20 protein-coding genes are annotated in these 18787 nt (G+C 46.0%); 9 read left to right on the top strand and 11 right to left on the bottom strand.

The features are described 5' to 3' along the window. Nucleotides 1-37 precede the first annotated feature (37 nt). Both QMA41_RS01640 and QMA41_RS01635 read left to right on the top strand, forming a co-directional pair. Complete coding sequence (locus tag QMA41_RS01640; RefSeq protein WP_171352662.1) at nucleotides 38-805, top strand: SDR family oxidoreductase; 768 nt, start codon at nucleotides 38-40, stop codon at nucleotides 803-805. 180 nt (nucleotides 806-985) lie between these two features. After that, on the top strand, nucleotides 986-1564 hold the full coding sequence (locus QMA41_RS01635; RefSeq protein WP_281628670.1) for an isochorismatase family cysteine hydrolase: 579 nt from the start codon (nucleotides 986-988) through the stop codon (nucleotides 1562-1564). Between the two features lie 98 nt (nucleotides 1565-1662). On the opposite strand, the gene QMA41_RS01630 is transcribed toward QMA41_RS01635, so the two are convergent. The 8 genes from QMA41_RS01630 to QMA41_RS01595 form a co-directional block, all read right to left on the bottom strand. Then, nucleotides 1663-1920 (bottom strand): hypothetical protein, encoded by a 258-nt coding sequence (locus QMA41_RS01630; RefSeq protein WP_006962317.1) that lies wholly within the window; start codon nucleotides 1918-1920, stop codon nucleotides 1663-1665. A 259-nt stretch (nucleotides 1921-2179) separates the two neighbouring features. Further along, the gene (locus QMA41_RS01625) at nucleotides 2180-3772 is read right to left on the bottom strand and encodes an ABC-F family ATPase (RefSeq protein WP_029236148.1); all 1593 of its coding nucleotides are present in this window, start codon (nucleotides 3770-3772) and stop codon (nucleotides 2180-2182) included. A gap of 210 nt (nucleotides 3773-3982) precedes the next feature. Further along, complete coding sequence (locus QMA41_RS01620) at nucleotides 3983-4735, bottom strand: hypothetical protein (protein WP_281628669.1); 753 nt, start codon at nucleotides 4733-4735, stop codon at nucleotides 3983-3985. Next, the gene (locus tag QMA41_RS01615; RefSeq protein WP_281628668.1) at nucleotides 4720-5241 is read right to left on the bottom strand and encodes a sigma-70 family RNA polymerase sigma factor; all 522 of its coding nucleotides are present in this window, start codon (nucleotides 5239-5241) and stop codon (nucleotides 4720-4722) included. Before QMA41_RS01615 ends, QMA41_RS01620 begins: the two co-directional genes overlap by 16 nt. 7 nt (nucleotides 5242-5248) lie before the next feature. Continuing rightward, nucleotides 5249-5965 (bottom strand): hypothetical protein, encoded by a 717-nt coding sequence (locus tag QMA41_RS01610; RefSeq protein ID WP_281628667.1) that lies wholly within the window; start codon nucleotides 5963-5965, stop codon nucleotides 5249-5251. 14 nt (nucleotides 5966-5979) lie between these two features. After that, nucleotides 5980-6777: a substrate-binding domain-containing protein gene (locus tag QMA41_RS01605; RefSeq protein ID WP_038159180.1), complete on the bottom strand. Its 798-nt coding sequence runs from the start codon at nucleotides 6775-6777 to the stop codon at nucleotides 5980-5982. Between the two features lie 132 nt (nucleotides 6778-6909). Then, a complete protein-coding gene (locus tag QMA41_RS01600) occupies nucleotides 6910-8937 on the bottom strand; it encodes a cache domain-containing protein (RefSeq protein ID WP_281628666.1) in 2028 nt (675 codons plus the stop codon). Beyond that, entirely contained in the window at nucleotides 8927-10375 is a 1449-nt protein-coding gene (locus QMA41_RS01595; RefSeq protein ID WP_281628665.1) for a sigma-54 dependent transcriptional regulator, read from the bottom strand. The genes QMA41_RS01600 and QMA41_RS01595 overlap by 11 nt, the downstream gene beginning before the upstream one ends. Before the next feature lie 247 nt (nucleotides 10376-10622). On the opposite strand from QMA41_RS01595, the gene QMA41_RS01590 reads away from it, so the two are divergent. From QMA41_RS01590 to QMA41_RS01565, 6 genes are read left to right on the top strand one after another with little or no spacing between them, the layout of a single operon-like run. Next, nucleotides 10623-11441 (top strand): substrate-binding domain-containing protein, encoded by an 819-nt coding sequence (locus QMA41_RS01590; RefSeq protein WP_065740029.1) that lies wholly within the window; start codon nucleotides 10623-10625, stop codon nucleotides 11439-11441. Between the two features lie 6 nt (nucleotides 11442-11447). Next, nucleotides 11448-12146, top strand: coding sequence for an ABC transporter permease (locus QMA41_RS01585; RefSeq protein WP_281628664.1), 699 nt, complete (start codon nucleotides 11448-11450; stop codon nucleotides 12144-12146). 9 nt (nucleotides 12147-12155) lie between these two features. Then, nucleotides 12156-12872 carry an energy-coupling factor ABC transporter ATP-binding protein gene (locus QMA41_RS01580; RefSeq protein WP_281628663.1) on the top strand — a complete coding sequence of 239 codons (717 nt, stop codon included), beginning with the start codon at nucleotides 12156-12158 and terminating at the stop codon, nucleotides 12870-12872. Next, the gene (mobA, locus tag QMA41_RS01575) at nucleotides 12850-13437 is read left to right on the top strand and encodes a molybdenum cofactor guanylyltransferase MobA (protein ID WP_019276132.1); all 588 of its coding nucleotides are present in this window, start codon (nucleotides 12850-12852) and stop codon (nucleotides 13435-13437) included. Before QMA41_RS01580 ends, mobA begins: the two co-directional genes overlap by 23 nt. Continuing rightward, a complete protein-coding gene (locus QMA41_RS01570; RefSeq protein WP_281628662.1) occupies nucleotides 13434-15209 on the top strand; it encodes a bifunctional molybdopterin-guanine dinucleotide biosynthesis adaptor protein MobB/molybdopterin molybdotransferase MoeA in 1776 nt (591 codons plus the stop codon). Before mobA ends, QMA41_RS01570 begins: the two co-directional genes overlap by 4 nt. Nucleotides 15210-15260: 51 nt before the next feature. Next, on the top strand, nucleotides 15261-15527 hold the full coding sequence (locus tag QMA41_RS01565; protein WP_021457554.1) for a DUF2960 domain-containing protein: 267 nt from the start codon (nucleotides 15261-15263) through the stop codon (nucleotides 15525-15527). A gap of 33 nt (nucleotides 15528-15560) precedes the next feature. Here the strand turns inward: QMA41_RS01565 and QMA41_RS01560 are convergent, their stop codons facing one another. From QMA41_RS01560 to QMA41_RS01550, 3 genes are all read right to left on the bottom strand, one after another. Further along, nucleotides 15561-16043, bottom strand: coding sequence for a GNAT family N-acetyltransferase (locus QMA41_RS01560; protein WP_281628661.1), 483 nt, complete (start codon nucleotides 16041-16043; stop codon nucleotides 15561-15563). Between the two features lie 63 nt (nucleotides 16044-16106). Then, nucleotides 16107-17015, bottom strand: a complete 909-nt coding sequence (nagK, locus tag QMA41_RS01555; RefSeq protein ID WP_281628660.1) for an N-acetylglucosamine kinase — start codon at nucleotides 17013-17015, stop codon at nucleotides 16107-16109. Between the two features lie 142 nt (nucleotides 17016-17157). Continuing rightward, complete coding sequence (locus tag QMA41_RS01550) at nucleotides 17158-17898, bottom strand: tRNA-uridine aminocarboxypropyltransferase (RefSeq protein WP_281628659.1); 741 nt, start codon at nucleotides 17896-17898, stop codon at nucleotides 17158-17160. A gap of 84 nt (nucleotides 17899-17982) precedes the next feature. On the opposite strand from QMA41_RS01550, the gene QMA41_RS01545 reads away from it, so the two are divergent. Further along, on the top strand, nucleotides 17983-18771 hold the full coding sequence (locus tag QMA41_RS01545; protein WP_281628658.1) for a sterol desaturase family protein: 789 nt from the start codon (nucleotides 17983-17985) through the stop codon (nucleotides 18769-18771). The last annotated feature ends 16 nt before the right edge of the window (nucleotides 18772-18787 follow it).

Raw genomic sequence — 18787 nt, 5'->3', positions numbered from 1 at the left:
TTACCATCTTCAGGCACTCACCTATTGAAGGAATATTATGAAACTAACAGGAAAAAAAGCGTTCATTACTGGAGCAACTTCAGGCATCGGCTTAGCTATTGCGCGTCGTTTCTTTGAAGAAGGCGCGACAATTGCTATTAACGGACGAAATGCCGAAAAGTTGGAAACAATTAATAGAGAGTACTTCTCGAACAAAGCACTCGAAGTGGTCGCAGACATTTCCAAAGTGGAAGATATTGCTTCAGCGTATGAATTGCTTAAAAGAGAGTTTTCTGAACTGGATGTATTGGTTGTTAATGCGGGGGCCTATCAACTAAAGCCGTTTACAGAAACAACTGAACAAGACTTTGACGACATGTTTGCACTCAACGTTAAAGGCGCTTTCTTTACTATGCAATATTCAGCGCCACTATTGAGTGAAGGAGCATCGGTTATTTCTATTTCCTCTGTTGGTGCGATACATGCCAGTTGGAACCAAGCGCCTTACAACGCCTCAAAAGCAGCTATCTCTTCTCTAACGAAGAGCTTTGCCTGTGGACTCACTCATAAAAAGATCCGCGCCAATACCATTTCACCCGGCGTAACCGAAACTGAAATTTGGGACAAGGTTGATTACCGAGAGCAGGTTGACCAAGTTGCTAAAGACGGGATTCCTCTCGGAAGAAAAGGCGCGGTCGAAGAAGTGGCTGGCGCTGCGCTATTCCTTGCCAGCGATGACTCAGCCTTTATGACCACCAGCGATCTGATGATGGATGGCGGCGTCACTTATATCAATGACCCAGAGGAATGGGGCCATAAGCAGTAAACAAATAATTCCATTTTAAAAGAGCCTCGTCTGAGGCTCTTTTCGTTTTTGGAATAATCGGTTAAATTTTTTCCATTTTTGGAAATTAAAGTTTAACACCATTATTTCATCGCTCGATTCAATACTATCGCTAATCAATCCACGCCCACCTTCAAGCCAGATCATGTTTAGGAGATTCCTATGTCTAAAGCGATCCTAATAATCGATTTAATCAACGATATTGTTCATCCCGACGGAAAGATACCAAGTTGTGCTCAGCTTGCTAGTGAGATGGAGACAATCACTAATACCAATCATGCGTTGAACTATGCGATAAAAAACAACTGGTTAGTGGTTCACATCAAAGTAGGTTTTGATACCAACTATTCGGCGCAGCCCAAGTCCTCGCCTATATTTGGTAAGGCAGACCAGTATCAAGCGTTACAACTGGGAAGCTTTGGTACCGAATTTCATAGCGATATAGACGTTCGAGAAAATGAATCGATCATTGTGAAACCAAGAATTAGCGCGTTTTACAACACATCACTAGAGGCCACGCTCCGAGCTAACCATGTGACACAACTGTATCTTGCGGGTGTAAGTACAGAATGGGCAATTCAATCCACAGCCAGAGAAGGTCATGATCGAGACTATAAAATCACCATCTTGGAAGACTGTTGTGCCGCCTCTTCAAAAGAAGCTCACTCTACTTCCCTCGCTATGCTCAGTCGCATTGCGGACATAGTCACAGCTTCGAATTTATCAACAAAAGAACTTTAAGCGGCTATCTACGTTATAAAGGAGCTCGTTCAAGCTCCTTTAATCCCTGATAAGTGACTTTTGACTTAAATACCATAAGCCACAAATGACACCACTACTTAGTCACACATGACGGTAATGGTAAATCGGTCAGACGTTGTCGACGTTGATTTTACTGTATACGTTGACGGGCAATAACTTAGCTCTTTGTTCCATTGAGCAAAGCGCTGAAGATTCGTTGACTCGTCAAACGATTCTTCATCTGTGTAGGTGACTTGGACTTTTCCATCGACCACTTTTTGTGACACTTCTGCGGTGTATGAAGAAGCACAACCTGCCGCTACAGCAATACTTAACAAGACGAGTAATTTTTTCATGAGATACACCTTTCAGTTTAACCAGCATAGCGCTGACCTTGGATAAATTCGGACATTAGCCAATGCAACTGAAAGTATCTCTATCCTTTTCGCTAATCTACCATTTAGAGAAAGCTTTATGATTAATAATGCTTAACCATTCTTAACGCATTGAAGTAAAAAGCAGAAATAATATTTAGAAGGTAAGTTTCGTTGTGAATAAGCAATAAAAAAGCTCCATATCTATTATGGAGCTTTTTGCTTTTGTGATGTCAGCTAATTAACCGTCTATACCACGTGATTTCAGGAATTCAGCATACGTTCCTTTGAAGTCAGTGATCTTGTTGTCTTTGATTTCAATAATGCGCGTCGCCAAAGAGTCAACAAACACTCGGTCATGCGAAACGAAGAACAAAGTACCCTTATATTGCTCAAGTGCCGAGTTCAACGACTCGATGGATTCCATATCCATGTGGTTAGTTGGCTCATCCATTAATAACATATTTGGTTTATGCATCATGATTTTACCAAGAAGCATTCGACCCTGTTCACCACCAGACAGTACCTGAACAGACTTTTTGATGTCGTCTTGAGAGAACAGCATACGCCCTAGGAAACTGCGTACTACCTGCTCATCTTCACCTTCTTGACGCCACTGGCCCATCCAATCCATCAGATTCATATCTTCAGCAAAATCTTCAGCATGATCCTGAGCGTAATAACCGATGTTGGAGTTTTCAGACCATTTGAACTCACCAGAACGTGGTTCAAGAGCACCCGCCAGTGTGTTGAGAAGCGTCGTTTTACCTACGCCGTTCTCACCGATAATTGCAACGCGCTCACCAACTTCGAAAATTGCGTTGAAATCTGAGAATAGATCGTCTTCAAAACCTTGAGAGAGGTTTTCTACAATTAGAGCATTACGGAATAACTCTTTAGACTGCTCAAAGCGAATAAACGGGTTTTGGCGGCTTGATGCTTTCACTTCTTCTAGCTGAATCTTGTCGATCTGCTTAGCACGAGAAGTCGCCTGTTTGGCTTTAGATGCGTTTGCAGAGAAACGTGCAACGAAGGTTTGTAGCTCAGCAATTTGCGCTTTCTTCTTCGCATTATCAGACAACAGACGCTCACGAGCCTGTGAGGCGGCCGTCATGTATTCATCATAGTTACCTGGGTAGACACGCAATTCACCGTAGTCTAGGTCAGCCATATGAGTACATACAGAGTTTAAGAAGTGACGGTCGTGCGAGATAATAATCATGGTGCAGTTACGCTGGTTCAGCGTTTCTTCCAACCAACGGATAGTATCCATATCCAAGTTGTTGGTAGGTTCGTCAAGTAGCATGATATGCGGGTCTGCGAACAGTACCTGAGCAAGAAGAACACGCAGTTTCCAGCCAGGAGCAACTTCGCTCATCAAACCGTAATGCTGCTCTTCTGGTATACCAACAGCTAAAAGAAGCTCACCTGCTTTTGCGTCGGCCATGTAACCGTCCATCTCAGCAAATTCAACTTCAAGCTCAGCAACTTTGATTCCGTCTTCTTCGCTCATCTCTGGCAGAGAATAGATACGGTCACGCTCTTGCTTTACTTTCCACAGCTCTTTGTAACCCATGATAACGGTATCGATAACCGTAAACTCTTCATAAGCGAACTGATCCTGATTCAGTTTAGCAACACGCTCATTTGGATCGTAACTAACGTTACCTCCAGTCGGGTCTAACTCACCGCTCAGAATCTTCATGAAAGTCGACTTACCACAACCGTTAGCACCAATCAGGCCGTAACGGTTTCCTTCACCAAATTTCACTGAAATGTTTTCGAACAGCGGTTTTGCACCAAATTGCTGCGTGATGTTATTTGTACTTATGATGAGAGTATCCCCCTACAATTTCTCTATACTTTTCATCAAGATAGAGAAATCATTATTGAAACAGATAAGAATTTTCGCAGAGTATAGCAGTTTGGAACTGTGAACTACATCAATTGTTCAAATCCATTTAATTTTCAAGAGGTCTTTTGTCACCGTTGGTGGTTGCTCAAAAATACAAACGCCCTTTGAAGGGCGCTTTTCTTATATGGTTTAAATAGCTTGCCAGCTACTTAGCTCGACGCAACGTCCGCGATACAAGACTGCACTCTCTGGATCGCGATTTGCAGTCACCAATAGCTCAGAGCTGTTTTTTAACGCCTGCCACTCTGTAGGCGACATATAACGAACGTCATTCACGTTTTGCAAGCTATCGATCAGTTGGAGTTCACCAGTCTCGGAGTTTCTCATCCACACCATCGCCCTTTCCATCGGCACTTTATCCATGTTTAGATTGCGTTGCATGCGCAGACTTGATTGACCGGGTTTATCGCCTTGGTATGCCACCAGCGCAAAATGATTCTTCTGGGTGTCTGAAGACATCATGGCCAAATAACTCACAGGACGTACCTGAACGGTTTCAACAGGTAACGGGTTTTGCAACAAAATCGGTTGCAGCCAAACACCCGCAAACAACGAGAGCGCCATACCTGTTGGTAGCCACCACCAACGTATACGCTTTGCCCCACGACTAGGGCTAAATGTTTGCTCAGCGATATTTTTCCAAACCCGTTTTGGTGGGCGTTTTAGGCCATGTTCAGACGATCCAAGCTCTGTGGAAGGATTCAGACCAGATAAATGCTGTTGCCACTGTTCTACATGCTCCCACCACGTCGGGTCTGCTTGCATCAGAGCCTCTAGCCTTCGCCGCACCCGAGGCGTCTGCGTACCCAATACGTACTCACTGGCCAGCTTATCTCTTAGCTCAGAGTTCTGGTAACGGCGGCTCGTTAATCGGTCAGACATCGTTTCAGCTCCTGTAGCCCACGGCGAATCCAAGACTTTACCGTGCCAAGTGGTGTTTTAATGTGTTGGACGATCTCCTGATGGCTCATCCCGTGTTGGTACGCTAGCACTATCGCATTTCGCTTTTCTTCGCTGAGTGAATGTAAACAGCGATCGAGCCCAGAGTCTGAAGTCGATACAGCTTGCCGATCAACTTGATCCAATGACTTTTCCAGCGGTTCTTCTCCTCGCCTGCTGCGTTTCCTGACTTCATCAATAGCAAGGTTCCTCATACTTTGACACAGCCACGCCCATGGATAATCTAATGGGTATCGGTGGTCGCCATACCAAAGTTTAACGAAGCCTTCCTGAAGTAATTCCGCTGCGACTTGCTCGTCTTTTACAACACTGCAAATCAAGCTGAAAAGTTTTGTGCTGGTTAACTGATAGAGCGCTTCGAAAGCCTCCCGGTCTCGAAGCGCTACTTTGGAAAGCAGTAAACCTATTTGCTGTTTATCTGTACTCACACTTTCCTCATTGGGTAACAAGGTGCCAAACGTTTTTCACACCATCACCACTGGTGTCACCCGGATTCTGGTCTTTAAACCAACGATAAAGCGGCTTGCCCTCAAATGTCCATTGGTATGAGTGATCATTTCGCTGCGTAATCCCAAACCCTCCGGTTAATTTTAGGCTGTCGATGCCTTTCTCGGTCAGCTTAGAATCAACGTATGCTGGCGGCCATTTCACTTCGCAATCCCCATAACATGCTGACTTGTTCATCTTGTCTTTATCGAACGTATAGAGTGTTTGGTTACTACTATCGACCAAGAAGCGGCGCTTGCCATCGTTAAACAGTTTAATCGTCACATCGTCTGCTCGGGCAAGTGGCCACACACCTTTGACACCTGCTCCCGAAATATCCCCCGGCTGCTTATCTTTAACCCATCGGTACAGTGGTTTTCCTTCTAATGCCCACTGTTTGGCGCCATCTGCACGAACAATCTGGCTAAAACCTGCCTGACCCGCGAACTGCATACTATTGTGCCCTTCAGCCAATAGCGGTGGCCATAACGCCTCACAGTCTCCCTTACATACCGATTTCCCGATTGGGTCCTTAGCAAAAGTGTAAAGAGATTTACCTGTATCATCCGCGTATACCTCGCCGAAGCCAGTATCGACTGTCGATGCTGACGCCATGGCGTAGCTGGTTGGAATGAGCATTAGTGTTGAAACGAATAGTGCTTTCATTGTTGTTTTCCTTATTATCGGGTCCAGCCTTCGCGGGTGAAAAAGGGGCTACCTTCACTGCTGTTGACAAAGTTGATGAAGTCTTGAGTTTGCGGATCTGCCCCTTTCGTTTTAGCCAAGGTTAGATCACGGTAGATACGTCGCTCTGGCTCTATTTCCACGTAGTCAACCTTGTCCGCATGATTGAGAGGCCAGTGAATCCATGTAATCCAAGCGTCCGCGTTCTGCTGTTGAAACGCTTTAAAACTCGCACCACTGCCCTTGGCGTACGCAATGATCTTCTCACGGAAATTTTGCACATCAGCCAGCGAACCCGTTCGACCTGCAACATCTTCCCAGACACCTGTTCCAGAGGTGTTGTACACACCTAGTCCTTCGGTGACGACAATACGTGCGGGCTTATCCAGTAAATCTTTAATCCCCGAAATGTTTTTGGGGTTGCCTTTTGGAACTGCGATAACAGCACGGCGAAGGTAAACAGGCTCCACATCCTGATTGGTGATGAAAGGATACGTTTCAACAAAAGCACTCATTGATTGTTCAGAGGAACCAAAGATTAGGTCAGCATTCTTTTGTGCATCCTGAGTCCATTTCGACTCGGGACCGGCAATCACATTGACCTGTACACCACTTTTCTTGGTGAAAGCTTCAGCAGCGTGACGCAAAGCAGTATCAGGGCCTCCTGGTCCATAGACGTTAATCACATTATCTTTAGGCTGATGCGTGATGCTTGGTTCAAGCTGAGGTGAAGCCAATGCTGATGCACTTGCAATTAGCATGGCTAGGCTGGTCAAAGTCAGGTGACGCTTCATGTCTTCTCCTTAAATAAACGACAGTTTCAGACAAGAGACGTACGGCGATGCAGTTTGGATGCAGGAAAAAGAAAATATTTTCAAAACGTGTTGGCGTTGGGCGATCTTGCCCAGCGCCAACACCGGAGATGATTACAGATTGGTGATTTTCAAAGATGTGTCGGCGCGCTGTGGCAGGTATATACTGAATTTACTGCCTACACCCCATTTCGACTCGGCTTTGAGTTCTCCGCCAGTTTGACTAAGAATGCTCTGGGAAACGGATAAGCCCAGCCCTGTTCCCTCCCGCTTCGTCGTATAAAAAGGTGAGAAAATACGCGCTAAATTTTCTGGTTTGATACCGCAACCTTCGTCAGCAACGTGGATGATGGCGCCCAACTCCTGATCGTTTTCAATCCAATCTTCACTGCTTATCGTCAGTGTACCTTCTCCACTCATCGCATGAATGCCATTCATTTCAAGGTTGACCAGAATTTGCAGCAGTTGATGGCGGTTAACTTCGACAGAGTTTTTGGCTTTAAGATCAGTGACGAACTGGACCGCTCGCTTTTTTGACCCCGTTTTCACCAAAGTGATACTTTCTTCGATAATCGGGTTGATATGCTGCCAGGTGATCTCATCTTGTACTCCACCTTGGCGACTGTATTGCAGCAAACTTCGGGTGATATTCCTGACTCGATCAATCTGAGCGTGGATCGCGTCAATTTCCTCTTGTACCCGCTGAGAGTCGTCACCTAATTCAAACTGCATCAGTTCAACATTGCCGAGAATAACCGCTGTCGGGTTGTTAATTTCATGGGCGATGCCAGCCGTCAATTCGCCCAGTGCCGCCAATTTTTCATTAATGACCAACTTGTCACGGGTCTGATTGAGAAGCTGAATATGAAGTTCCAACTCTTCTGTTTTTTCTTTAAGGCTCGCCGTCCGCTCTTGTACTTTTTCTTCCAGCTCTCCTGCGGCCGCCTTTAGCTCATTCTTTCTTTGGTTGAGTAAATCGAGCATGTTATCAAACTGCTTTGCCAGTTGTGCCAACTCATGATTTTCATCAAGCCCAAGCGGACCAATGCGAGTTTCTTTCCCTAGCTGAATCATCTTTACGACGCGGTGAATGTGCTCGATTGGATTGAACAAATCACGCGACCCTCGATATACCATTAACCCAGACACCAGCAGAAGCACTAGAGTTGTAATGGAGATTTCAGCAATGTTGGTCATATAAGCTTCAACAAATGGCCACAACAAATACCCGGTATAAAGCATGCCAATAACATTGTCGTATTGGTCTCGAATCGGCTGATACGCAGTGATATACCAAGCATCATAAACATAAGCTCTGTTTACCCATTCCTTGCCTTCATGCAGCACCGTTCGATTAACCTGAGGTGATACGCGAGTACCAATCGCACGACCGATTCTTCCTTCACTGTCGAGAGGAACATTCGTGCTGACTCGAAGGTCATCAAGGAAGACTGTCAAGGTGCCAACTGGGCGCAAGCTGTCTTCTTTTGTTGGATATATCAGGTCACGAATTTGATCGACCAATACCGTGCTGTTGTTGAGCAGCAATCCTCCATCAAGAAAACCAATGATGTCATTATGGCGGTTGTAAATCGTAATTACTGTACGGCTGACCAGCCCTCGACCTTCGACTCGCTGACTTTTCAGGATCGGAATTTGCGCTCGTCTGGCTAATTCAGGATCAAGCCAATTCAGCTCATCTTGTTCTAAGACATCAAAGAACGACTCCTTACGAGTCAAATCGAGATAGCGGAACTTTTTTTCAATCGTATCAACGCGATGAAAACGAAGAAAATCCAACTTATAACGCTTCTTTTGCTCGGAAACCCAACGTTCAAACTCTTGGGTGTCACCGACTTGCTTCACTCTCGATACAAACCCATAGGACTCAGCAAACGCTTTAACGTGATTGGCCTGTTTTTCTTGTATCAATTCAATGCTATTTTGCGCCACACCTAAGCGCTCAGAGACATCAAGCAATGCACTCTGCCAAGTGTAGTGAATTGACCAATAAACCGTGATTCCAATGAGAGCAATCAATGTGAGTAAGATTGGCGCAGAAGTCAGAAACATAAGGCGATATCGAACCATAGTTTTGAATCGATAACGCCATTTGGACCACAAGCCGCCTTTACTCGGCATAGTTGGACTCCGCCACTTCCCACTCTTTAAATTTGCGCTCTAGTGTCTTGCGCGCCACGCCTAAATCACGTGAAGCCGCGGATTTGTTTCCATCGTGGTAATCAACCAGTTGTTGAATATGCGCTCTTTCAACTTCCTTGAGCGACCAGCTATTGGGGTAACCTTCTTTGGCTCCGCTATCATCAGGTAAATCCAGTACGGCGCTGCCGCTCGATACAGTCACAGACACATGCGTTTGAGGCAGGTATCCATTCACTTCTCGCCAATAATGCGCCGGTGGTTTGCCAAGTAAAATACAACGTTCAATCAAGTTTTTAAGTTCACGAATGTTGCCCGGCCAGTCATAGTCGTTCATCGCGATAATATCTTCATGCGCCCACTTAGGGTCAGGCATACCCAGTTCAGCCGCTAATAAACGGGTAAAGAAAGGGACCAAATCAAGCAAGTCGGCTTTGCGTTCTCTAAGCGGCGCGACATCGATTTTAAGCACATTCAATCGATAAAAGAGATCTTGGCGGAAATTGCCCTTCGACACTTCCTCTGCCAAGTTTCGATTGGTAGCCGCCACGACTCTGACGTCAACGCTGATCTCTTTTTCACTGCCCACGGGGCGAATCGTTCTTTGTTCGAGAACACGCAACAATGCCGACTGCATTTGCAATGGCATCTCGCCAATCTCATCAAGAAACAAGGTGCCGCCGCTAGCGACTCTAAATAACCCTTCGCGGTTTTTTTTCGCACCAGTGAAAGCACCGGATGTATGACCGAATAGCTCACTTTCAAGCAACTCAGGTGCTATCGCGCCGCAGTTGATAGGTACAAACGGCCCTGTTCGCTGACTCGCATCGTGAACACCACGAGCGACCAGCTCTTTACCTGTGCCGGATTCACCTTCGATTAATACAGACGCACGTGAAGGGGCAAATTGAGTAATAAGCTGTTTCAGTTGGCGCGTTTTTTCTGAACTGCCAACCATGTCAGTTTTTATCAGTCGCTTGAAGTCATGTTTTAGTGCATATTGAAGCCGCTCGTTCAGGCGCTTGTCCATGCAGCGTTGTACCGCTTTGAGCATCTGATCAAGGTTAAAAGGTTTGAGAATAAAGTCGGACGCACCGAGCTTAAGTGCTGAAATCGCCGTTTCCAAATCGGCATAACCCGTCATGAAAATCACATCTGACTTTCGGTCTTCGTCATTAAACGCCTCTTCCCAGTCGATTCCTGAGCGCCCCGGTAAGTTGATATCCAGTATGATCAAATCATAGTGGTTGACGACCCTAAGCGACTCCGCTTCCTCAATACTCCCCGACGTGTCCACTCTCGAAAACCACTTGCTGAGTGCTTTCTTGAGAATCGTCTGCATTCCCACTTCATCATCAACCACTAATACGGAAAATGCTTGATATTGCGCCACTTTATTGGGTTCTAACGTTGGGGACATATTGACTCATTACTCATTGTTATAATTGGGACAGAGTGTACCAAGAAAATTTAGGACGACGAGAATTAACGTGCGACATTTTGTCCCACATCAAATTTGCAAATACTATCTCATTGATATTTAAGACAAAGATATTCAGTATTTATTGGCATCAAGATTGCTATTCATAGGCGTTAAACATAAAGCCCTCCATAGATTGCTCAGAAGCGGTCGTTTGAGCAATAAAGTTAGTACGGAATAAATAGCCATGAAAGCAACAACGTTTACCCTTGCAGCGGCGTCTTTAGCCTTTATCAGTTCTTCAGCCTTTGCGGCGGATGACAGCCACCACATTCGCTTGGCGACCACCACCAGTACCTACCATTCTGGGCTGTTGGATTATTTACTCCCTCAATTTGAAAAAGAAACGGGCTACCAAGTCGATGTCATAGCTGCGGGCACGGGGAAATCACTCAAAATGGGCGAAAATGGCGATGTCGATTTAGTCATGACTCACGCCCCGAAAGCAGAAGCCAATTTCGTTCAAAAGGGTTATGGCGTCTTACCTCGTAAACTCATGTACAATGACTTTGTGATTGTCGGCCCCGACGCTGATCCAGCCAAGGTTCACGACTCACACGACGTTGCGGAAGCGTTTAAACACATCGCTAATATGAACGCGACCTTTATTTCCCGTGGTGACGATTCAGGCACACACAAAAAAGAAAAAGGGATTTGGCAACAGACCAAAGTCGAGCCAAACTTTGGCGGCTATCGCTCGGTGGGTCAGGGAATGGGCCCTACCCTGAACATGGCGAATGAGATGCAAGGCTACACCATGACTGACCGTGGTACTTGGCTGGCGTACAACAATAAACTCGATCTCAAGATCCTGTTTCAAGGCGATCAAAAGTTGTTTAACCCTTATCAGGTAATTTTGGTGAACCCAGAACGTTACCCAAGCATCAATTATCAAGGGGCTAAAGTTTTCAGTGATTGGTTGGTCAACCCTAAAGGACAGAAGCTAATCAACGACTATAAATTGCATGGCAAACAACTGTTTGTTGCCAATGCAAACGAAAAGTAACCCGTGATGAGCTTAGGGCAGACAACAATAGACGCCTTGGCGTTATTGGTCAGCTTTGATCGGGAGCTGTGGGAGATCGTAGCGGTCTCCTTCAGCGTCTCCATTACGGCCATTTCACTGGTACTGCTGCCAGCGATTCTGTTTTCTTTCATTCTTGCTTATACAGATTTTCGCGGAAAGTGGATTTTTTTGTCCCTGATTAATACGTTACAAGCAGTTCCAACGGTTGTAATTGGCCTACTCCTTTATATGATGTTATCTCGCTCAGGTCCTCTCGGGGACTGGCAAATGCTGTTTACCCAGCGAGCGATGATTGTAGGTCAAATGTTGATCGGCTTTCCGGTTCTGGTCTCTATGATGCACGGTGCGCTGCAATCCAGTGATCGCCGCGCTGTCGAAACGGCCATTACACTGGGAGCATCCCCTTCACGCCTTGCGGCGACCATGATTTGGGAAACAAGGTTTCCACTCATGGCAGCCACAATCGCAGCGTTTTCACGCATTGTGACTGAAGTTGGCTGTTCCACTATGGTGGGGGGAAACATTATGGGGATGACGCGTAACATCCCAACCGCGATCGCGATGGAGAGCCATAAAGGCGCTTTCGCCCAAGGCGTCGCTCTGGGCATGGTTCTACTCGCGCTGGCACTTGTCCTCAACTTTTTCCTGACCAGTATGCGCGGCAAAGGCTACCTCAGAACGTAAAGGCGAATTATGACCATCAAAATCACGGCACAAGATATTTCGATGCGCTTTAAAGAACGGGTACTCTTTCATATTCCCACTTTGAGCATTGGTCCGAACGACGCCATTTACCTCAAAGGCGACAACGGGGTTGGAAAAACGACGCTACTCAAAATTCTGTCTGGTCTGGCGAAGCCCACAACTGGGTACGTCAACGCCCCCTATGATACTTGGGTTAAGCGATTTTTTAGTCGAACAGGAAGAAGAGACGTCATCTATCTGCACCAGTCGCCTTACCTGTTTGATGGCACGGTTTATCAAAACGTCGTCTATGGCATCAGATACCAACAAGAATCACCTAAAATTAAGCGAGCTCAAGTTATTACTGCGTTACGCATGGTAGGCTTGGAAACTTTAGCGGATGAACATATTTCTGTGCTTTCGGGCGGCGAGAAACAACGCGTTGCGATGGCCAGAGCCTGGATACTCAAACCATCCATTCTTTTAATGGATGAGCCCAGTGCATCTCTCGATCAAGAGTCCATTGATAGGTTGGTGATAATGGCGAAAGATCTTCTGGCTCGGGGATCAAGTATCGTTATCACTAGTCACCAGGAAAATGCACTGACAGACTTATGCCGCAGGCAGTGGTGGATTAAAGATACGACTCTGATAGAGTCGCCACTGCTACACGTTATTAAAGATACAAGGCAAGAGAACACTTATGCTTCTTCCAACGCAAACTAGTTGGGTTATTTTAGCTGGCGGTCAGGCCAGACGTATGGGCGGGAAAGACAAAGGCCTTATTGAACTCGACAATAAGCCTTTGATTCAACATGTATATGAACGGCTGTCCACGCAAGTTTCTGACATCATGGTCAATGCAAACCGCAATCAAGATACCTATTCAAAGTATGGCGTCGTGGTCGGCGATAAAATCAAAGGTTTCCCTGGCCCTATGGGTGGTATTCACGCAGGCCTAGCGGCAGCAACTAAAGACTGGGTTGGGTTTGTTCCCTGCGACAGCCCACAAATCAGCATGGATTTGGTCGCTCGTTTTTGCTCTGCAGTTAAAGATGACTCTGACATTCTAGTCGCCCATGATGGTGACTATCAGCAGCCCGTCTTCACGCTCTACCACAAGCGTGTACTGCCGAAACTGACCGCGTTTCTTGAGCGTGGCGATAGAAAAATCATTCTTCTTTATAAAGAGTGCAAGACGCACTATGTGGATTTTAGCGATGCTACGGATTGTTTCGTTAACCTGAACACCCCAGAAGAACTGGCACAATTTGGAACCATACATTCATGAAACACTCGCTCCCTATCCCAATTCTGGGGTTTGCTGCTTATTCTGGAACCGGTAAAACCACGCTGTTGGAAGCTTTGTTGCCAAGATTAACTCAGGCAGGATTACGCATTGGTATGCTAAAACACGCACACCATAATTTTGATGTAGACAAAGAAGGCAAAGACAGCTTCCGACTGCGTAAAGCTGGCGCGTCTCAGATGCTCATTTCATCTCGTAATCGATACGCTTTAATGACTGAGACTCCCGAAGCTGAATCTGAATTTGAGTACCTACTTAGCCGCTTCGATACGGACACGTTAGACGTCATCTTGGTTGAAGGGTGCAAAAACATCGCCTTTCCAAAAATCGAGCTGCACAGAGAAGAAGTGGGTAAACCTTGGCTGCACCCTAACGACAGCAACATCATAGCTATCGCTGCAGACACGCATGTTGAAGATGCATCCCTACCTCAGATGAATATTAATGATCTTGATGCTATCGCACGTTTTGTTTGCGACTACATCAAGCCCGAGAAGCGAGAGCAAGTCGCTAAGACTTCAGGCTGTTGCGACACTTTGTCTCCCGCATTTCTTTCTGTCAGCGAAGGGCAAGACAAAATCCTTTCCTCAGTTCAATCCCTGACAGACGTGGAAACATGCGCTATCGAGCAAAGCTACGGACGCGTGCTGGCCAAAGATGTGAACTCGCCAATTAATGTGCCTCAATACACTAACTCGGCAATGGATGGCTATGCCATTCGCGGCGATGATCTGGAAAGAGAACAATACACCGTCGTTGCTGAAGTGCTTGCTGGGCACGCCTACGATGCACCTCTTCACAAAGGTGAAGCGGTAAAAATCATGACTGGCGCGCCAACGCCAGAAGGTGGGGACACCGTAGTAATGCGTGAGCAGGCAAAGCAAACTGGAAATCAGGTTTCTTTTGCGGGTGCATCAATTAAAGCTGGTCAAAATGTTCGTCAGGCCGGTGAAGACCTCCAAGTCGACAGTGTAGTTTTCAGTCAAGGCAAAAGACTAGAGTCACCCGAAATGGGGATGATCGCCTCATTGGGTTTTGCAGAATGCCCTGTTTTTCGCCGCTTGAAAGTCGCGGTGTTCTCTACGGGTGATGAAGTGCAGGCGCCGGGTACCGAACAAGCTCCGAATTCTATTTATGACTCCAACCGCTTTATCCTACTTGGCCTGTTAGAAAAATTAGGCTGTGAGATCCTCGACCTTGGTATCCTCGAAGACAATGAACAGAGCATGACGGAGGCCCTGCAAGCAGCCTCGGCTCAAGCGGATGCCATTATCACGTCAGGTGGTGTTTCTGTCGGTGATGCCGACTTCATCAAACTCGCTTTAGATAAATTGGGCAGCATTGACTTTTGGCGCATCAATATGAGACCGGGTCGCCCGCTGGCCTTTGGTCAGGTGAACGATAAACCCTTCTTCGGTCTACCGGGTAATCCCGTAGCCGTGATGGTGTCGTTCATTAACTTTGTTGAGCCTGCACTGCGAAAAATTCAAGGAGAGCAAGGTTGGCAACCATTGAAAGTCAACGCGGTCGCACTTGAAGACTTACGTTCTCGTCAAGGCCGTACCGAATTCAGCCGTGGCGTTTATGAGATAGGTCCTCAGGGGCAATTGACCGTCAGAAGCACAGGGAAACAAGGATCTGGCATTTTGCGTTCAATGAGTGAGGCCAATTGTTTAATTGAAGTTTCGCCAGCGATCGATACAGTAAAAGTCGGAGAAAGCGTGACAATCATTCCTCTTCAAGGCAGAATCTAGCGCAATCAAAGGCCAGCTCAGCTGGCCTCATTTATCTTAAGAGAAAGACATATGGCTCGCACAATCCTGTATACCTATAAGGGTGAAGACAAAACGCTGACTTTTTCCTATCAGCAACATCGTAATATTCATGAAGCAGTAGCCGAAGCAGAAGGTATCGATATTTCAGAGTTCCTTAAGATGGAACAACAAATTGAAGCGGTGTCAGATACTAAAGCAATGCGCAATTATCGCGACAACCATTTCAGAAAGTTGGGATTTGAGAAAATCACTCTCAAGCAAAAAGAGAACCGTGGTGTTGGTAAAAAGAACAAGTAGTTGTAAACAGGAGCCTAACGCTCCTGTTTTGCTTTAATTGCTTTGTAATTTTTGAACCATATGGATAAGCTCCCAACTCTCTCCGTCGAATTCTCGAACGCCTTGCTCTCTCTTCACTTCGACAAAACCTAGGGAGTGATAACAGCGAATAGCAGAATGATTGTGACTAAATACGCACAACGTAATTTCGCGATACCCTTGGTTTCTAGCTTCTCGAATCAACGCTTGCAACATGGTTTTCGCTACACCCTGCCCTCTAAATTGCGGAGCAACGAAGACCCGACAGATTCGAGCAATATCATTCGAATGATGATATAGCTCAACGAAACCAGCAGCTTGGCCCTGATGAGCGTACAAATACGGTTCAACCTCAGCCTGCGAGCAATGGGCATCGACGCTCTCAACTGTTAATGGATACTGATACGCAGGTCCACCCCACAGATAGTTAAGCTCAGCGGAATCGATCCAGTCGATAAGTTGCTTATAGTGTTCTTGTTGAAAGGCGAGCAAAGTCATTGTGATTACCAAAAAAAAGAGCCTGCCTAAGCAAGCTCTCAAATTTATGCAATCAAATCAAGATTATTTGATGTTGAGGAAGGCAGCCCCACGCACACCACCAGAATCGCCATGTTTTGCTTTGATAATCTTCGGACACTTAGCAACAGATAGCAGATACTTAGGCACACGCTTTGGCATCTCTTCGTAAATGAGTTCGAAATTAGACAACCCACCACCTAGTGCAACAACATGTGGGTCATTAGCAGTAAAGATATTAGCAAAGCAAATTGCCAACAACTCCATAAAGCGCTCAACATGCTCTGCTGCTTTAGCTTCGCCTTCCTTATATTCATTGATGATATCAATCGCTTTCTTCGCTTCGCCGTAATAGTGCTCGTATATTAACTCGAAACCACGACCCGATAAGTAGCTGTCCAAGCAGCCTTTTTTACCACAGCCACAACCTAGTAGTGGCGCGTTGTCTCCTAGGTGGAACCAAGCATCAATCGGTAAACGCATATGTCCAAGCTCACCCGCCACGTGGTTACGACCAGAAAATACTTTGCCGTCGTAAATCAATCCACCACCAAAGCCAGTGCCAAGAATCAGCCCCATAACCGAAGGCTCATCTTTAAGCTCTTCATCCCACGCTTCAGAAAGTGCAAAGCAGTTCGCATCGTTTTCAATTTTAACGCTACGGCCAATTTTGGCTTCAAGATCAGCGCGAAGTGGCTTACCTTTGGCCGCAGGCACATTGACCGTCAGAACGGTAGCATCATCGGCGTCTTCCATTCCAGGTAGACCTAGACCGATCTTTCCTTCGCAGCCAAACTGTTTGTCATACTTATTCACCAGTTCAGCAATCGTGCTCACCAATAAAGAATAGTCTTCCGTTGGCGTTGGTACGCGCTCTGTGGCAACACGCTCTAATTGTTCATTAAACGCACCAAATTCAATCTTAGTGCCTCCAACGTCAAAGCCGTAGTACATCGTATCTCTCCCAGAAACAAATATAAAAAAGTCAAAATCGGTTCATTATCCACATTGGTACGCCTACAATCCGTGACGTGGAACGAATTTAACCACTACCTAGACTTAACTGTGCAGACTATCGCCAACAAGCCCATTATTTTCAGACTGAATTCTCGTTTTTCATCTTCTGCAGATAATGCAGCAGCTGTGGTCGGTCGAAATTTGGCTTAATTCGGGTTTTGCTTAACAAGTAACTTTCTTTAAACACGTCAAACCACAGTTTAAGCGTTTGCGCTGTCTGCTCTTCACCTAGCTGTTTAAGTACTAACGTGGCGACTTCCGCCGTAGCAAGATGTTGCTCATTTTCAGAACGTCTCATGACGTACTGAGAAATTGATTCTGGCGACACTGACAAAACAGGAAGCGCGTTCAAATATGGCGACTTTCGAAAAACGCGCCTAGCTTCTCTCCAGCTTCCATCAAGAAAGACGAGTAGTGGTTTTTTATCACCACACTGCTGACGGGCGTCTTCTCCAAGCAAGCGAGACTTATCTTCAACATATTCATCAGGAAACACGACGATGGGCTGGTAATCTTCATGATTGAGCAACGACAACATCGCCTGATCGGGCTGTGTGCGACTCCATTGATACACATAACCTTCTTTTACCGTATCAAGGATAAGCCGCCCAGTATTGCTTGGTTTGAAGACTTCGTTTTCAGACACTAGCAGCATCACCGCCACTGAGCTGGAGACATCTGGCTGATATGCACAGATACAAAAGTGTTCAGCTACCTGACAGTACTGACAACGCTGGACTTTACAGCCTCTTGCATTAAACGGCTTAGTCGAGTGCTCTAGGCGATGTTGATAGAGACGGTGAAAAGCGTGGATTCTCATGTAAGTTGATGGATAATGATAAAGGGTGCAGAGTTTACCTTGAGACTAATCCGTTGCAAGTTCCATGTGGGAGAAAAACGTCGTATGCAGAATCCAGATCTTATTCGCTTAAGCTTTTTTCTTTCTGTGCTGATACTTTGTGGATTGTGGGAGTGGCTAACTCCACGAAAAAAGCTGACCCAGAATAAGCTCTATCGCTGGATGAACAACCTTGGCTTAGTAGCGTTTAACTCGGTCTTTCTCGGCATCTTTATGCCAGTGCTCGCCTTTGAGGCAGCAAACGTTGCTCTCAAACAACAATGGGGCTTATTCAATCACCTCGATTTCCCCTTATTAGCGGAACTCATCATGTGTGTCATCTTTCTCGATCTGGCTATCTACCTCCAACATTTGGTCTTTCATAAAGTCTCTTGGCTATGGCGATTACACAGAATGCATCATGCGGACCAGGATATCGATGTCACGACAGGCAGCCGCTTCCATCCAATTGAGATCGTGTTGTCGATGTGGATTAAAATTGGACTTGTGGTCGCACTGGGTGTTTCTCCTGTTGCAATCATCGTGTTTGAAATCGTTCTCAATGCAAGCGCGATGTTTAATCACAGTAACGCCAAGTTGCCAATCATGGTGGATGCTGTTCTACGCAAAGTCATTGTTACACCAGACATGCATCGTGTTCACCACTCAGTAATACCGCGAGAAACCCATTCTAACTTTGGTTTTTTTCTCTCTATCTGGGATCGCTGGTTCGGTACTTACATCGATCAACCTGAGCGTGGACACAACGACGTAAAGATTGGGATTCCACTTTTCCAGACGCCAAACGAACAAAGGCTGGATAAGATGTTAACCCAGCCCTTTCGAGAGAAATAAGTTACTGAGTCAATGA

This window comes from Vibrio sp. St2 (genome assembly GCF_947311885.1).
In the GTDB taxonomy this organism is placed as follows: domain Bacteria; phylum Pseudomonadota; class Gammaproteobacteria; order Enterobacterales; family Vibrionaceae; genus Vibrio; species Vibrio coralliilyticus.
This window is presented reverse-complemented; position numbering and strand designations above follow the sequence as displayed.

Coding starts and splice junctions, on each gene's coding strand:
- QMA41_RS01640 (WP_171352662.1), top strand. CDS start 38: ATGAAACTAACAGGAAAAAAAGCGTTCATTACTGGAGCAACTTCAGGC.
- QMA41_RS01635 (WP_281628670.1), top strand. CDS start 986: ATGTCTAAAGCGATCCTAATAATCGATTTAATCAACGATATTGTTCAT.
- QMA41_RS01630 (WP_006962317.1), bottom strand. CDS start 1,920: ATGAAAAAATTACTCGTCTTGTTAAGTATTGCTGTAGCGGCAGGTTGT.
- QMA41_RS01620 (WP_281628669.1), bottom strand. CDS start 4,735: ATGTCTGACCGATTAACGAGCCGCCGTTACCAGAACTCTGAGCTAAGA.
- QMA41_RS01610 (WP_281628667.1), bottom strand. CDS start 5,965: ATGAAAGCACTATTCGTTTCAACACTAATGCTCATTCCAACCAGCTAC.
- QMA41_RS01605 (WP_038159180.1), bottom strand. CDS start 6,777: ATGAAGCGTCACCTGACTTTGACCAGCCTAGCCATGCTAATTGCAAGT.
- QMA41_RS01600 (WP_281628666.1), bottom strand. CDS start 8,937: ATGCCGAGTAAAGGCGGCTTGTGGTCCAAATGGCGTTATCGATTCAAA.
- QMA41_RS01595 (WP_281628665.1), bottom strand. CDS start 10,375: ATGTCCCCAACGTTAGAACCCAATAAAGTGGCGCAATATCAAGCATTT.
- QMA41_RS01590 (WP_065740029.1), top strand. CDS start 10,623: ATGAAAGCAACAACGTTTACCCTTGCAGCGGCGTCTTTAGCCTTTATC.
- QMA41_RS01585 (WP_281628664.1), top strand. CDS start 11,448: ATGAGCTTAGGGCAGACAACAATAGACGCCTTGGCGTTATTGGTCAGC.
- QMA41_RS01580 (WP_281628663.1), top strand. CDS start 12,156: ATGACCATCAAAATCACGGCACAAGATATTTCGATGCGCTTTAAAGAA.
- mobA (WP_019276132.1), top strand. CDS start 12,850: ATGCTTCTTCCAACGCAAACTAGTTGGGTTATTTTAGCTGGCGGTCAG.
- QMA41_RS01570 (WP_281628662.1), top strand. CDS start 13,434: ATGAAACACTCGCTCCCTATCCCAATTCTGGGGTTTGCTGCTTATTCT.
- QMA41_RS01565 (WP_021457554.1), top strand. CDS start 15,261: ATGGCTCGCACAATCCTGTATACCTATAAGGGTGAAGACAAAACGCTG.
- QMA41_RS01560 (WP_281628661.1), bottom strand. CDS start 16,043: ATGACTTTGCTCGCCTTTCAACAAGAACACTATAAGCAACTTATCGAC.
- nagK (WP_281628660.1), bottom strand. CDS start 17,015: ATGTACTACGGCTTTGACGTTGGAGGCACTAAGATTGAATTTGGTGCG.
- QMA41_RS01550 (WP_281628659.1), bottom strand. CDS start 17,898: ATGAGAATCCACGCTTTTCACCGTCTCTATCAACATCGCCTAGAGCAC.
- QMA41_RS01545 (WP_281628658.1), top strand. CDS start 17,983: ATGCAGAATCCAGATCTTATTCGCTTAAGCTTTTTTCTTTCTGTGCTG.